Origin of the sequence: Rhizobium sp. S152 (genome assembly GCF_030380735.1) — a bacterium.
GTDB lineage: Bacteria > Pseudomonadota > Alphaproteobacteria > Rhizobiales > Rhizobiaceae > Rhizobium.
This window is the reverse complement of sequence record NZ_JAUDRZ010000008.1, coordinates 23,199-38,863: the sequence shown is the minus strand read 5'-3', so window position 1 is coordinate 38,863 and position 15,665 is coordinate 23,199. Positions and strand designations below refer to the sequence as shown.

The window sequence follows — 15,665 nt, the reverse complement described above, 5'->3', positions numbered from 1 at the left end:
AGAAGGGCCTGCATGCTACTCGAATGGCATGTATAGTCTGGGCGAACTTCAGGAGAGACTGGCCGCCGCTTTCGGCGGGAGTGCTGCTCACGGTGATCGTGAGCCGGCTGCGCCTGACGTCGATCAGCAATCTTGTCCACGATATCGCGGCGCAAGCACGACCCGAAAGCTCCTGTCCTACTGGCTCGGCGGATCAGGCGTGCTCGCCGCCATCGCCCTCGTGGCGCTCGCCTACGCCGGCGGCCTGCTGATGTTCGCAATCGGCCTCGGCGTGCTCGCGCTCGTGTTTCTGGCGGCATTCGCGGTTCTCTCCACGCGGCGGCGGATGCGGATCGGCGGCACGCCCAGCGCGATACCGAAGGACAGCGGAAGCCAGCTTTTCGCCGATATCCACGACGCGCTGGCGGACATCACCGTCACGCGCAACATGGACCGCCGCATCGTCGGTGCCAACAACACGTTCCGCCGTCTCACCGGGCGGCTTCATCCCGAGGGGCTGACCTGCGAGGAGATGGGCATCGCGTTCCGCCCGGGCGCCGCTCCGCATCGCTACGAGGTCGAGATCTCGACGCCGGAGGGGCAGCGCATCTATTCCTGGCGCGACGTGATCACCCGCGATCCCGCCGACGGCCGGCTGCTGATGCAGAGCATTGCCCGCGACGTGACCGAGGAGCGGATGGCCGCCCAGGCGCGCGAAGAAGCGCGGCAGAAGGCGGAGTATCACAGCGCCGCCAAATCCCGGCTGCTTGCCACCGTCAGCCACGAGATCCGCACGCCGCTGTCGGGCATTCTCGGCATGACGCACCTCATCACCGAGACGCGGCTGACGCAGGAGCAGCAGAATTACCTCACCGGTATTCGCCAGTCGGGCCATGCGCTGACCCAGCTGGTCGAGGACCTGCTCGACTTCTCCACCATCGAGGTCGGCCGCTTCCAGCTCCGCCCCCGCTCGGAATCGTTGCGCAAGCTGATCGAAAGCGTCGTCGAGATGCTGGCGCACCGGGCGCATGAAAAGGGCATCGAGATCGGCGCTACGGTTTCCTGCGACGTGCCCGATGTCATGAACTTCGATCCGGCCCGGCTTCGCCAGGTGCTGTTCAACGTCATCGGCAATGCCGTCAAGTTCACCCAGGTCGGCGGCGTCTTCATCCGCGCGACGCTGCAGGACGGCGATCTCCTGATCACCGTCACCGATACCGGCCCCGGCATGACCGAGGACGAGCAGGCCCGCATCTTCGGCGAATTCGAGCAGGCCGGCACGATGACCGACCGCAGCAACGGGACCGGGCTCGGCCTGGCGATCTCGGCGCGCATCATGCGCGAGTTCGGCGGCTCGCTCACCGTTTCCAGCGAGCGCGGCACCGGGAGCGAGTTCGGCATCCGCTTCGGCGTCGACATCTCCGAAGCCAGCCGCCGCGACGCGGTTCTGCGCGGCAGCCTCGTGCTTGTGCTGGCGCCGGCCGGTGCCGCGCGCATGGCGCTGTCGGAAACCATCGCCACGCTCGGCGGAGACTGCCGCCTCGTCGCCGACGGCGAAGCGGCGCGCGAGATGCTGCTCGCCATGAAGGCCGAGGGACGGCCGGCGACCGACATCATCGTCGATCACCGCATGTCGGCGGAGTTTTCCGCGCATCTGGCCGACCGCGTCGAGATCGCGGCGCTCGGCCTGCGCAAGATCTTCCTCGTCAACCCCGAGGAGCGCAACGCCCATTCGCTCGACCTGTTCGACGCCTGGCTGATCCGGCCGCTGCGCGAGCAGTCGCTGATCGACGTGCTGCGCGGGCGCATGCGCGGCATGGAAAAGCGCGACGCGCTCAACGACAACCAGCCCGGCTTCAGCGCCGCGATCCCGGAGTCCGGCATCGAGCACGGCCTCAGGATCCTGCTGGCCGAGGACGACCCGATCAACGCCATGCTGATCCGCGCCATGCTCGAAAAGGCCGGCCACGCGGTGCAGCATGTCGATCATTTCGAGGCGTTGCTGGACAATGCGCTGGCCGAGGGAAGCGTGCGACCCGACATCGTGATCAGCGACCTTTCCATGCCCGGCGGCGACGGCATCGAGATGCTTGGCCGGCTACGCGGGCACGAGCGGCGGCTCGACATTCCCGGAGTGCCGATCATCGTGCTGACCGCCGACAAGCGCGACGAAGCGCGCAGGCAAGTCTTGCTCAATGGCGCAAACAGGGTCATGATAAAGCCGGTCGATCCGATCAGATTGCTGACGGAAGTCCAGGCCGTGGTGGCGCTTTCCGCCCGCCGCGCAGAGGCGCGATAGCCGTTAAAAGCTTGGCGGACACCCCGAGTTTTCGGTGTTGGGAATGTCACTTTCCTGTCGCATATTAGTGTTCTAAGGCGTGTCAAAAGCCGGGCAACGAGAGAATCGCCATGTCTGTAGACATCCTCAATTGTGACGCCGTCGCCAAGGATATCAGGCCTTCCGGCACGGTCATCCCCGAGACGGGCGACATCCTTGGCCGCATCGGCACGCTCGAAACGCGCCTCGCCCGCAATGCCCGCGAGATCGATGCCGCGCAGGCCATCCGTTACCGGGTCTTCGTCGAGGAGATGCAGGCAGAACTGCCCGCCGAGGCAATGCGCCGCAAGCGCGACGTCGACGCCTATGATTCGTTCTGCGACCATCTCCTGGTGCTCGACCGCTCGATCGAAGGCGACAGCGAAGACCAGATCGTCGGCACCTACCGGCTGTTGCGACAGGATGTCGCGATGGCCAATGGCGGCTTTTACTCGGCTTCCGAATTCGACATCGGCGCGCTGATCGCGCGCCATCCCGACAAGCGCTTCATGGAACTCGGCCGCTCCTGCGTGCTTCCCGATTACCGCACCAAGCGCATCGTCGAGCTCTTGTGGCAGGGCAACTGGGCCTATGCGCTGAAGCACGGCATGAGCGCCATGTTCGGCTGCGCCTCCTTCCCCGGCATTCATCCGGAAAGCCACGCGCTGGCGCTGTCGTTCCTGCACCACAATGTCGCCGCCAAGGACGACTGGGCCGTGGACGCGCTGCCGCACCTCGCGCATGACATGGACATGATGCCGGTCGAGGCGATCAACCCGAAGCGGGCGCTGATGACGCTGCCGCCGCTGATCAAGGGCTACCTTCGCCTCGGCGCCATGGTCGGGACCTCGGCTGTCGTCGACAAGGCGTTCAACACCACCGATGTCCTGATCGTCCTGCCGATTTCAAGCATCTCGGACCGCTACCTGAACTATTACGGCGCCGACGCCGGACGGTTTTCCAGCTGATTGGGCTTCGCCTGACTGTCTTCAGCGCGTTACCGTGTGGCCCCCTCATCCGCCCTTCGGGCACCTTCTCCCCGTTGGGGAGAAGGGAAAATTGGGCGAGCGGCCTGCCACAAGTCCCTTCTCCCCAACGGGGAGAAGATGCCGACAGGCAGATGAGGGGCTCCGGATGCCTTCCTATCCATCTATTTTTAAAAGATAAATTTCCGACACCGCGGCGTGCAACCCACCCTATCCTCTCTCCGAGGGAAGAGGGGAAGCGACGCTCCCCACCTCAAGACCCCGCGGAATAAGCCGCAATCGCGGCCATGTTGACGATGTCGCTGTCCTTGGCGCCCATCGAGGTGATCTGCACCGCCTTGTCGAGGCCGACGAGGATCGGGCCGATGACGGTGGAGCCGCCGAGTTCCTGCAGCATCTTCGTCGAGATCGAGGCCGAGTGGAAGGCCGGCATGACCAGCACGTTGGCCGGGCCGGACAGGCGGCAGAACGGGTATTGCTCCATCACCTTGCGGTTCAGCGCGACATCCGCCGCCATCTCGCCGTCATACTCGAAATCGAGCCGGCGCTTGTCGAGTATCTTGACCGCCTCGCGCACCCGCTCGGAACGCTCGCCCGAGGGATGACCGAAGGTGGAATAGGCGAGCATCGCCACCCGCGGCTGGTAGCCCATGCGACGGGCGAGACCCGCCGCCTCTACGGCAATGTCGGCCAGCTCCTCGGCGGTCGGCATGTCGTGGACGGCGGTGTCGGCGACGAAGACCGTGCGGCCACGGCAAAGGGCGATCGAAACGCCGATGACGCGATGGCCGGGCTTGTCGTCGATGCAGCGGCGGACATCCTCCAGCGCGGTAGAATAGTTGCGGGTGATGCCCGTGACCATGCCATCGGCATCGCCGAGCGCCACCATGCAGGCGGCGAAATGGTTGCGGTCGTTGTGGATCAGGCGTTGCGCATCGCGGTGGAGATATCCCTTCCGCTGCAGGCGCGCATAGAGATAATCGATATAGGCTTCGACGCGGGTCGAGATGCGGGCGTTGACGATCTCCAGGCCCGGGCGGTTGAGGTCGATGCCGGCGCGCTCGGCGGTCGCCTGGATCAGGTCCTCGCGGCCGAGCAGGATGGCGGTGCCGAGCTGCTGGTTGGCATAGGAGAGTGCCGCGCGCATGACCTGCTCCTCCTCCGCCTCGGCGAAGACCACGCGCTTTGGATGGCGGCGCACACGCTCGTAGAGGCTTGCCAGCGTCGAGGCGATCGGATCGCGCCGCGCCGACAGCTCGCGGGCATAGGCGGCCATGTCTGATATCGGCTTGCGGGCGACGCCGCTTTCCATGGCGGCCTCAGCGACGGCCACGGGGATCGCCGAGATCAGGCGCGGATCGAAGGGCACGGGAATGATGTACTGGGCGCCGAAGCGCGGGCGGTTGCCCTGGTAGGCGGCGGCCACGTCATCGGGCACGTCCTCACGCGCCAGATTGGCGAGCGCCCGGACGGCGGCGATCTTCATGTCGTCGTTGATCGTCGTGGCGCGGACATCGAGCGCGCCGCGGAAGATATAGGGGAAGCCCAGCACGTTGTTGACCTGGTTCGGATAGTCCGAGCGGCCGGTCGCCATGATGGCGTCGTCGCGAATGCGGGCGACCTCTTCGGGCGTGATTTCGGGATCGGGATTGGCCATGGCGAAGATGATCGGGCGATCGGCCATCGAGCGGATCATGTCTTCGGAGAAGGCACCCTTCTGCGACAGGCCGAAGACGACGTCGGCGCCCTTCATGGCTTCTGCCAGCGTGCGCGCCTTGGTCTTGACCGCATGCGCGGACTTCCACTGGTTCATGCCTTCGGTGCGGCCCTGGTAGATGACGCCCTTGGTATCGCAGAGCGTGATGTTCTCGGGCGCGAAGCCCATGGCCTTGATGAGCTCGACGCAGGCGATTGCAGCTGCACCGGCGCCGTTGCAGACGAGCTTCGCCGTCTTCAGGTCGCGGCCGGTCAGCGCCAGCGCGTTGATGAGACCGGCGGCGGCGATGATCGCGGTGCCGTGCTGGTCGTCATGGAAAACCGGGATATCCATGAGCTCGCGCAGGCGGCTCTCGATGATGAAACAGTCCGGCGCCTTGATGTCTTCGAGATTGATGCCGCCGAAGGAGGGGCCGAGAAAGCGAACGCAGTTGATGAACTCGTCGACATTCTCGGTATCGACCTCGAGGTCGATGCTGTCGACGTCGGCAAAGCGCTTGAAGAGGACCGACTTGCCTTCCATGACAGGCTTGGAGGCCAGCGCGCCGAGATTGCCCAGACCGAGGATCGCCGTGCCGTTGGAGATGACCGCCACCATGTTGCCGCGCGACGTGTAATCATAGGCGGTGGCCGGATCGGCGGCGATGGCCTTGACGGGAACGGCGACGCCCGGCGAATAGGCAAGCGAGAGATCCCGCTGCGTCGCCATCGGCTTGGTCGGGTTGATCTCGAGCTTGCCGGGCTTGCCCTGCGAATGGAAGTCAAGCGCTTCCTTGTCGGTGATGCCGTTGGCGGGGCGCTGCTTGCTGTTCATGTCGGGCATATCTCCTCCAAATCTCGTGGCGATCGGCTTTCGATCGCATCGTCAAAACCTCTATAGACACGCTATTTGGGGCTGACACGACGCCTTGCGAAAAAGCCGTACGGCTACAATCGATTAAAATATCCGGTGAAACTGACAGGCGCCCTCTCAAGGCGTTCCTGACCTTGCGGCTTGTCGACGGCCTCCCCAATCCTCCTGTGGGCTAACGGCTCCCATTTCCCGATAGCTGTTGTCTTCTATAGCCGCGCTTCGATAGGGTGGCACCTGTTTTTTAGGGAAAAGCCTACCGACGTGAACGACAGAATGGATCCCCGACACGAAGCCTTTTCGGCTGCCGAACTCGCGACCGAGGAAAGCCGCGCCTCGGCGACGCCGATGATGGAGCAGTTCATCGAGATCAAGGCGAACAATCCGGATTCGCTGCTGTTCTACCGCATGGGCGATTTTTACGAGCTGTTCTTCGAGGACGCTCTGGAGGCATCGCGGGCTCTCGGCATCACGCTCACCAAGCGCGGCCAGCACATGGGGCAGGACATTCCGATGTGCGGCGTGCCGGTGCATGCTTCCGACGACTACCTGCAGAAGCTGATAGGGCTCGGCTTCCGTGTCGCCGTCTGTGAACAGGTGGAGGACCCCGCCGAGGCGAAGAAGCGCGGCTCCAAATCGGTCGTCAAGCGCGACGTCGTGCGGCTGGTGACGCCGGGGACGATCACCGAGGAGAAGCTGCTCTCGCCGTCGGAATCGAATTACCTGATGGCCCTTACCCGGATTCGCGGCGGCGCCGAGCCGCAGATGGCGCTTGCCTGGATCGACATTTCGACCGGCGTCTTCCGGCTGGCGGAGACCGAGGCGTCGCGGCTGCTCGCCGATATTCTCCGGATCGATCCGCGCGAGCTGATCCTGCCCGACACCATGTTCCACGACCCGGAGCTGAGGCCTGCCTTCGACGTGCTCGGCCGCACCGCCGTCCCGCAGCCATCCGTGCTGTTCGACAGCGCCACGGCGGAAGGGCGCATTGCGCGCTATTTCGGGGTATCGACGCTCGACGGCTTCGGCACGTTTTCACGCGCCGAGCTTGCGGCAGCCGCTGCGGCCGTCGCCTATGTCGAGAAGACGCAGATCGCCGAACGACCGCCGCTTGGAAAGCCGGAGCGCGAGAGAGCGGCATCGACGCTGTTCATCGACCCGGCGACGCGGGCCAATCTCGAATTGTCGCGCACGCTTTCGGGCGATCGCAACGGTTCGCTGCTGAAAGCCATCGACCGCACCGTGACCGGTGGCGGCGCGCGGCTTCTCGCCGAACGACTGATGTCGCCGCTCACCGACCCGGCACCGATCAACGAGCGTCTGGATTCGATCGGCTTCCTGATGGAGGAACCGTCGCTCTGCGGCGACCTGCGCCATCACCTGAAGCATGTGCCCGACATGCCGCGCGCGCTTTCGCGCCTGGCGCTCGACCGTGGCGGTCCGCGCGATCTTGCCGCGATCCGCCAGGGGCTGAACGCCGCATCAGAGCTGGTGCGGCTGCTCGACGGCGCGCTGCTTCCCGTCGAACTCGACCGGGCGCTTGGCGAACTCACCTCTCTTCCATCGGCGCTTTCGACGCTGCTTGCCGAGACGCTGGGCGACGAGCTGCCGCTGCTTAAGCGCGACGGCGGCTTCATGCGCGACGGCGCCAGCGTGGAGCTCGACGAGGTGCGTGCGCTGCGCGACCAGTCGCGCCGGGTGATCGCCGGGCTGCAGCTGCAATATGCCGAGGAGACCGGCATCAAGTCGCTGAAGATCAAGCACAACAACGTGCTCGGCTACTTCATCGAGGTCACCGCCGGCAATGCCGGGCCGATGACCGATACGCCGGAAGCCAAGGCGCGCTTCATCCATCGCCAGACGATGGCGAACGCCATGCGCTTCACCACCACCGAGCTCGCCGATCTCGAAAGCCGGATCGCCAACGCCGCCGACCAGGCATTGTCGATCGAGCTGGAAGCCTTCGACCGGATGACGGCTGCTGTCGTCAACGAGGCAGAGGCGATCAAGGCGGGCGCCAGGGCGCTCGCGGTCCTTGATGTCGCGGCCGGACTGGCGCTGCTTGCCGACGAGCAGGCCTATTGCCGACCGGTGGTCGACGCATCGAAGATGTTTGCGCTCGAAGGCGGGCGCCATCCCGTGGTCGAGCAGGCGCTGCGCCGCCAATCGTCAGGGCCGTTCGTCGCCAACAATTGCGACCTGTCGCCAGACGGCGACGGCAAGGACGGCGCGATCTGGCTTCTGACCGGCCCGAACATGGGCGGTAAATCGACCTTCCTCAGGCAGAACGCGCTGATCGCGATCCTGGCGCAGATGGGCTCCTTCGTGCCCGCCACCTCGGCCCATATCGGCATCGTCGACCGGCTGTTTTCCCGCGTCGGCGCCTCCGACGACCTGGCCCGCGGGCGATCGACCTTCATGGTCGAGATGGTCGAGACGGCGGCGATCCTCAACCAGGCGACCGACCGCTCGCTTGTTATCCTCGATGAAATCGGGCGCGGCACGGCGACCTTCGACGGTCTGTCGATCGCCTGGGCGGCGGTCGAACACCTGCACGAGGCCAATCGCTGCCGCGGCCTGTTCGCCACCCACTTCCACGAACTGACCGTTCTTTCCGAAAAGCTCGGGCGGCTTTCCAACGCCACGATGAAGGTGAAGGAATGGGACGGCGAGGTGATCTTCCTGCACGAGGTCGGTCCCGGTGCCGCCGACCGCTCCTACGGCATCCAGGTGGCCCGGCTTGCCGGCCTGCCGGCGTCGGTCGTGGCGCGTGCCCGCGACGTGCTGACGCGACTGGAGGATGCCGACCGTAAGAACCCGGCGAGCCAGCTGATCGACGACCTGCCGCTCTTCCAGGTGGCGGTGCGACGTGACGACGCCAATCGCGGACCGTCCAAGGTCGAGGAGGCGCTGAAGAGCCTCAGCCTCGACGATCTGACGCCGCGCGAGGCACTGGCAGCACTTTACGACCTCAAGACGAAGCTGAAATAGGAGACAGCCATGTTCATGGATCGCCTGCTTCGCGAAACGCAGAGGCTCGCCAACATCTTCACGGCCATGGAAGCGCTCAGGCTCGCCGACGAGCGCGGCAACCCGCGCGGCTGGGCCTCGCCCTTCGGGCTGTTGCAGATCATCCGCTGCTGCGGCGTCATTTCCGATCTCGTCAGCGCCATCGCCAGGGCCGGGTATCGCGAATGTGATCGCGAGACGCTGGAGGAGATCGCCAGCGAAAACCGCAAGGTTCTCTATTCCGTGCACGCGCAGATCAGCGCCTGACGGCCTGCTTGCCTGACGCTTCGCCGGGCAAACCACCTTTTCGCCAAAATTAAGGGTTCTTGCAGTATGTAGCCCCGTGTCAATTCGCGGGCAAAGAGGCTATAGCGCATGCAGACGAAACGAGAGGCGCACCATCTGGACGTGGTGCCGCGGCAACAGGACCCCGCCCCGCGCATGGCTGCGAGCAACGACATCGACTTCTCCGACATCCTCGACACTCCCTATCTGCAGACGCTGTGCGACGCCGTCGCCGAGGCCAACCGCAACCGGCCCGACGTCATGCGCGCCGACCTTCTGGCAATCCTGAAGAAGGCGAGCAGCGACGGCCGCAACAAGGCGCGCGAGCTTCTCTCCGCCGACGGCAGCGGTATCAGGTGCGCGCGGCGGATTTCCTGGTTGCAGGACCAGATCATCACCGTGCTCTACGAGTTCGTCACGGTGCACGTGTTTCCGAAGCAGCGCGACAAGTTCGCGGTCACCGCCGTCGGCGGCTATGGCCGCGACACGCTGGCGCCGGGCTCGGATATCGACCTCCTGTTCCTGTTCCAGCCGAAGACGGCGGAAGAGACGCACAAGGCGGTGGAGTTCATGCTCTACGTGCTGTGGGACATGGGCTTCAAGGTGGGCCACGCCACCCGCACCGTCGAAGAGTGCATCGCTCTCTCGCGCTCCGACATGACGATCCGCACGGCGATCCTCGAGATGCGTTACATCTGCGGGCTGAGGACGCTGGAGACGGAGCTCGAGGCGCGCTTCGACAAGGAGATCGTCACCGGCACAGGCCCGGAATTCATCGCCGCCAAGCTCGCCGAGCGCGACGAGCGTCACCGCAAGGACGGCGACACGCGCTATCTGGTCGTGCCCAACGTCAAGGAAGGCAAGGGCGGGCTTCGCGACCTGCACACGCTGTTCTGGATCTCGAAATACTACTATCACGTCCGCGACGCGCAGGAACTGGTGCCGCTCGGCGTTCTCTCCAGGCACGAATACCGGCTGTTCGAGAAGGCCGACGACTTCCTGTGGGCAGTGCGCTGCCATATGCACTTCCTGACCGGCAAGGCCGAGGAGCGCCTGTCCTTCGACATCCAGCGCGATATCGCCGAGGCGCTGGGCTATCATTCGCGCCCCGGCCTTTCGGCCGTCGAGCGCTTCATGAAGCACTACTTCCTGGTCGCCAAGGATGTCGGCGACCTCACCCGCATTCTCTGCTCGGCGCTCGAGGAGCAGCAGGCCAAATCGACGCCGGGACTATCCGGCGTCATCAGCCGCTTTGCCCATCGCAGCCGCAAGATCGCCGGCAGCACCGACTTCATGGAAGATCGCGGCCGCATCGCGCTCGCCAGCCCCGACGTCTTCAAGCGCGACCCGGTCAATATCATCAGGCTCTTCCATGTCGCCGATATCAACGGCCTGGAGTTCCACCCCGACGCGTTGAAGCGCGTCACCCGCTCGCTCAGCCTGATCGACGGCGATCTGCGCGAAAACGAGGAGGCGAACCGGCTCTTCCTGTCGATCCTGACCTCGAAGCGCGATCCGGCGCTGATTCTCAGGCGCATGAACGAGGCCGGCGTGCTCGGCCGCTTCATTCCGGAATTCGGCAAGATCGTCGCGATGATGCAGTTCAACATGTATCACCACTACACCGTCGACGAGCACCTGCTGCGCAGCGTCGGCGTGCTCGCCGAGATCGACAAGGGCAAGGCCGACGAACTGCACCCGCTCGCCAACAAGCTGATGCCCCATATCGAGGACCGCGAGGCTCTTTACGTGGCGGTACTGCTGCACGACGTCGCCAAGGGCCGGCAGGAGGACCACTCGATCGCCGGCGCGCGTGTCGCCCGCAAGCTCTGCATCCGCTTCGGCCTGTCGCAGAAGCAGACGGAGACGGTCGTCTGGCTGATCCAGGAGCACCTGGTCATGTCGATGGTCGCCCAGACCCGCGACCTCACCGACCGCAAGACGATCACCGATTTCGCCGACGTGGTACAGTCGCTGGAACGGCTGAAGATGCTCCTGATCCTGACCATCTGCGATATCCGCGCGGTCGGCCCCGGCGTCTGGAACGGCTGGAAAGGCCAGCTGCTGCGCACGCTCTATTACGAGACCGAGCTGCTTTTGGCCGGTGGCTTCTCGGAAGTGTCGCGCAAGGAGCGCGCCAATTTCGCCGCCGAGGCGCTTTACAACGCGCTGGCCGACTGGAGCCCCAGGGATCGCAAGATCTACAGCAAGCTGCACTACCAGCCCTATCTTCTCTCCGTACCGCTGGAAGACCAGGTGCGCCACGCCGAGTTCATCCGCCAGGCCGACAAGGCCGGGCAGGCGCTGGCGACCATGGTGCGCACCGACAGCTTCCATGCGATCACCGAGATCACCGTGCTCTCGCCGGACCATCCGCGCCTGCTCGCCGTCATCGCCGGCGCCTGTGCCGCGGCCGGCGCCAATATCGTCGACGCGCAGATCTTCACGACGTCCGACGGCCGGGCGCTCGACACGATCCATGTCAGCCGCGAGTTCAAGGACGACGCCGACGAGCTGCGCCGCGCCGGCACCATCGGACGGATGATCGAGGACGTGCTTTCCGGCCGCAAGCGGCTGCCGGAGGTGATCGCGACGCGCACCAAGAACCGCAAGAAGAGCAAGGCCTTCGTCATTCCGCCGTCGGTCAACATCTCCAACAGCCTGTCGAACAAGTTCAGCGTCATCGAGGTCGAATGCCTCGACCGGCCGGGACTGCTGTCGGAGATCACCGCGGTGCTCTCCGATCTCTCGCTCGACATCCAGTCGGCCCGCATCACTACCTTCGGCGAGAAGGTGATCGACACCTTCTACGTCACCGACCTCGTCGGCCAGAAGATTTCCGGCGACAGCAAGCGCTCCAACATCATGGCGCGAATGAAGGCCGTCATGGACGAGGAGCAGGACGAGCTGCGCGAGCGCATGCCCTCGGGCATCATCGCGCCGGCATCGACCGCACGCAGCGAACCCACCCGAAAGAAGGCGGACTAGCCCGCCTGATCGTGAACATATGAGCCTGAACGCATGAGCCTCGTCAGAAAATTCGCCACCGTGGGCGGCGCCACGCTCGGCAGCCGCATCTTCGGCTTTGCCCGCGAGACGCTGATGGCGGCCGCGCTCGGCACCGGGCCGATGGCTGACGTGTTCTACGCGGCCTTTCGCTTTCCGAACCTGTTCCGCCGGCTGTTTGCCGAAGGCGCCTTCAACGCCGCCTTCGTGCCGCTCTTCGCCAAGGAGATCGAGGCGAACGGAACCGATGGAGCCAAGCGCTTCTCCGAGGAAGTGTTCGGCGTCCTGTTCTCGGTGCTCCTGCTCATCACCATCGTGATGGAACTGTCGATGCCGCTTCTGGTGCGCTTCATCATCGCGCCGGGCTTTACCGACGATCCGGACAAGTTTGACATTACCGTGCGCATGGCGGCGGTGATGTTCCCCTATCTCATGTGCATGTCGCTGACAGCGATGATGAGCGGGATGCTGAACTCGCTGCATCATTTCTTCGCCGCGGCCATCGCCCCCGTCTTCCTCAACGTCGTCATGATCGGGGCGCTGTTCTACGCGCTCTATACCGGTGCGGAACCGCTGCAGACGGCGTGGTATCTCTCCTGGGGCGTGCTCGTCGCGGGCATCCTGCAGCTGGTCGTGGTCTATCTCGGCGTGCTGCATGCCGGCATGAGCATCGGCTTTCGCTTCCCGAGGATCACGCCCAACGTCAAGCGCCTGCTGATCCTTGCGATCCCGGCCGCCGTGACCGGCGGCATCACGCAGATCAACCAGATGATCGGCCAGGCGATCGCCTCCAGCAAGGAAGGCGCGATCGCCGCCCTGCAGTATGCCGACCGCATCTACCAGCTGCCGCTTGGCGTGGTCGGCGTTGCGGTGGGCGTGGTGCTTCTGCCCGAGCTTGCCCGCGCGCTTAAGGGCGGCAATCTCAAGGAAGCGGGCAACCTGCAGAACCGCTCGATCGAGTTCGTGCTGTTCCTGACGATCCCGGCCGCCTTCGCGCTCTGGATCCTCTCCGACGAGATCATCCGCGTGCTCTACGAGCGCGGCGCCTTCCACCAGGAAAACACGCTGCTCGTCGGCTCTATCCTCGCGATCTACGGCATCGGGCTGCCGGCCTTCGTGCTGATCAAGGCGCTGCAGCCGGGTTTCTACGCCCGCGAGGACACCAGGACGCCGATGCGGTTTTCGGCGGTCGCCGTTGGCGTCAACTGTGCCACGGCGCTGACGCTCTTTCCCTATCTCGGGGCACCCGGCATCGCCGTCGCGGAAGCCACGGCCGGATGGATCAGCACGGTTCTTCTGTTCACGACGCTGCTGCGCCGTGGCCATCTCGCCTGGGAATGGGCGCTGGCGCGGCGCACCGCCCTGCTCGTCGTCTCCGCCGCCGTCATGGGCGGGGTTATCATGTACCTCCAGCAGCGATGGGAGCCATGGCTGGCATCCAGCGCGCACCTGACCACCAAGGTCGGCACGCTCGGCCTTCTGATCGGCATCTCGATGATCGTCTATTTCGCCACGGCCTTCCTGATCGGCGGCGCCGATCTCGGCATGATCCGCCGCAACCTGAACCGGAAGCCGGTCGCCAAGACTGAAGTCTCGTCCGATGTTAAAACCAACGGCTGATCCGGCCGGACGGGCCTAGCAATATGTCCAGCGCCGCTTCGGGCCGATATCCACGTGGACGATGCCGTTGCAGTAGCGTCCGATCCCGCCGATCCCCGGCGCCGATGCCGCGATCGCGATGATCGTCCGTTCCGACACGCCGGGAATCCTGATATCCGCGGCGGCGCAGTGGCGATGCTGCGAGTGGGAGCGGCCGTGGGCGCGAAACCCCGACGTCACCATCGGCCGGCGGCCGGTTCTGGCGGCGATATAGGCAAGCACGCCGCGCAGTTGCGGCGGGAAGCAGTTCGCCTTGACGCTGACGGTCTGCAGGGAATAGGCGAGCGTTTCCTTCTGCTTGAGCTGCGGTATCGCGAGCCGCCTGACATTCTGGGCGTCGGCACTGTCGAAACACGAGAAACAAAACAGGCCGGCGAGTGCGATGGACAATGCAGTCTGCATGGTTCCCTCCCCTCGAGACACGCCGGAACATCCGGCGCAAACTTGGCGAAGGGAAAGCTCTCCCTAAAAATGGTCTTTTTGTGAAATTGTTTACCTTTATAAATATCCACATGCCGCATTTTACGGCCAATTGATAAGTTAGAACTACATCAAAAGTAGTATTATTTTCTCAATCACGGGAAATTGTGAGAAATATTCACATAAAAAATCAGCCTCGCATTATCCCCGCACCCGAAACCCGTGCCTACACTGATCGCGTTCCGTCATCGGATACACCGGCAGGCGTGCCGGCGAGGCGGGACCGGCGCGGTGCGTGAGGGTAGGACGCGAAACCTCACGCTCCGGGTCCGAGAAAATGGTCTCCCTCCGGGGCTGGCGGAATATCGCGCTTACGCGCGCTGTCCGTCGGAGTGCCCTGGACGTGCCTGTGAGGCACACAACGCCGTCGCGAAGTTTGAAAGACGGTCGCAGAGGGACCGGAGTTCGGGCATAAACCGCCGAACGGGGTGTTGGAAGGCACCATAATCTACTAACTCAATCGAGGTGATTTCCCGCACCCCGTCCGAGTGAAGTGCAGTGCATGGCGGAACCACGGGTCCTCGGGCGGCGTGGGGTTTTGGTGTGTTTGTGGGGATGAGGTGGAGACTATCGAGAGGTTTTGCCGTGGAACACCCCCCTCTGCCCTGCCGGGCATCTCCCCCCACAGGTGGGGGAGAAGACTCGTGGCGGCATCTCAGTCCTCGCTCGGCAGCGCCACAGGTTAAGCCCTCCCCCTTGTGGGGGTCCGCGAGGACGGGGCGAGACACGCGGCTCGCCCCGGGTGCGTTGGGAGCGGTCTTTATTGCACCCCACTCCCGCTTGACCACCCACCAATCCCCGGCAACAAACGCAACACCACCAACAGGAGTCATCCATGTCCCAATCGCTCTTCCTCATCACCCTTGTCATCGACGACTACGATCGCGCCAAGGCGTTCTACTGCGATGCGCTGGGCTTCGAGTGCCTGCAGGACGAGGAGCAGCCGGAGGGAAAGCGGTGGGTGGTGGTGAAGCCTAAGGGCGGGAGCGGGGCCGGGTTTCTGCTGGCGCAGGCGGTCGACGAGCGGCAGAAGGCGGCGGTCGGAAACCAGACCGGCGGCCGGGTCGGGTTCTTTCTTTCGACCGACGACTTCGCCCGCGACCACGCCGCGATGACCAGGGCCGGCGCGCACTTCCTGGAGGCTCCCCGGCACGAGGTCTACGGCACCGTCGCGGTGTTTTCGGATCCTTACGGCAACACCTTCGATCTCATCCAGCACGCCACCGCTACAGCCCCTTGATTGCAAGGCGTTCGCCGTGCATAAGCCGCGACGTTAGCAACATGGGCCGTTGGCCCCCGCGCGCAATCCTGACCGCAAGAGCACCGTTGCGGTCAGGATTGCGCGCAGATCTGAAAATGTTGCTGCGTCCTTCACACG

Annotated in this window: 9 protein-coding genes and 1 pseudogene; 7 read left to right on the top strand and 3 right to left on the bottom strand. The window is 64.5% G+C overall.

Features of this window, described 5'->3' with window-relative positions; genetic code table 11:
* The first annotated feature begins 28 nt into the window (after window positions 1-28).
* Both QTL95_RS09675 and QTL95_RS09670 read left to right on the top strand, forming a co-directional pair.
* The gene (locus tag QTL95_RS09675) at window positions 29-2,278 is read left to right on the top strand and encodes a hybrid sensor histidine kinase/response regulator (RefSeq protein ID WP_289719770.1); all 2,250 of its coding nucleotides are present in this window, start codon (window positions 29-31) and stop codon (window positions 2,276-2,278) included.
* A 110-nt stretch (window positions 2,279-2,388) separates the two neighbouring features.
* The gene (locus tag QTL95_RS09670; protein WP_289719769.1) at window positions 2,389-3,264 is read left to right on the top strand and encodes a GNAT family N-acetyltransferase; all 876 of its coding nucleotides are present in this window, start codon (window positions 2,389-2,391) and stop codon (window positions 3,262-3,264) included.
* A gap of 38 nt (window positions 3,265-3,302) precedes the next feature.
* Here QTL95_RS09670 and QTL95_RS28730 read toward each other — a convergent pair.
* Both QTL95_RS28730 and QTL95_RS09665 read right to left on the bottom strand, forming a co-directional pair.
* Window positions 3,303-3,432, bottom strand: a pseudogene (locus QTL95_RS28730) (endonuclease domain-containing protein); the annotation flags it as partial.
* A 103-nt stretch (window positions 3,433-3,535) separates the two neighbouring features.
* Window positions 3,536-5,821 carry an NADP-dependent malic enzyme gene (locus QTL95_RS09665; RefSeq protein WP_289719768.1) on the bottom strand — a complete coding sequence of 762 codons (2,286 nt, stop codon included), beginning with the start codon at window positions 5,819-5,821 and terminating at the stop codon, window positions 3,536-3,538.
* Between the two features lie 303 nt (window positions 5,822-6,124).
* Between QTL95_RS09665 and mutS the strand changes: the two genes are divergently transcribed.
* From mutS to murJ, 4 genes are all read left to right on the top strand, one after another.
* Entirely contained in the window at window positions 6,125-8,839 is a 2,715-nt protein-coding gene (mutS, locus tag QTL95_RS09660) for a DNA mismatch repair protein MutS (protein ID WP_442981289.1), read from the top strand.
* 9 nt (window positions 8,840-8,848) lie between these two features.
* Window positions 8,849-9,124: a hypothetical protein gene (locus QTL95_RS09655; RefSeq protein WP_289719766.1), complete on the top strand. Its 276-nt coding sequence runs from the start codon at window positions 8,849-8,851 to the stop codon at window positions 9,122-9,124.
* 108 nt (window positions 9,125-9,232) lie between these two features.
* Window positions 9,233-12,130: a [protein-PII] uridylyltransferase gene (locus QTL95_RS09650; RefSeq protein WP_289719765.1), complete on the top strand. Its 2,898-nt coding sequence runs from the start codon at window positions 9,233-9,235 to the stop codon at window positions 12,128-12,130.
* A gap of 33 nt (window positions 12,131-12,163) precedes the next feature.
* Window positions 12,164-13,768, top strand: a complete 1,605-nt coding sequence (gene murJ / locus QTL95_RS09645) for a murein biosynthesis integral membrane protein MurJ (protein WP_289719764.1) — start codon at window positions 12,164-12,166, stop codon at window positions 13,766-13,768.
* Between the two features lie 15 nt (window positions 13,769-13,783).
* Here murJ and QTL95_RS09640 read toward each other — a convergent pair whose 3' ends face one another.
* On the bottom strand, window positions 13,784-14,209 hold the full coding sequence (locus tag QTL95_RS09640) for a YcbK family protein (RefSeq protein WP_289719763.1): 426 nt from the start codon (window positions 14,207-14,209) through the stop codon (window positions 13,784-13,786).
* Window positions 14,210-15,122: 913 nt separating this feature from the next.
* On the opposite strand from QTL95_RS09640, the gene QTL95_RS09635 reads away from it, so the two are divergent.
* Window positions 15,123-15,527, top strand: a complete 405-nt coding sequence (locus QTL95_RS09635) for a VOC family protein (RefSeq protein WP_289719762.1) — start codon at window positions 15,123-15,125, stop codon at window positions 15,525-15,527.
* The last annotated feature ends 138 nt before the right edge of the window (window positions 15,528-15,665 follow it).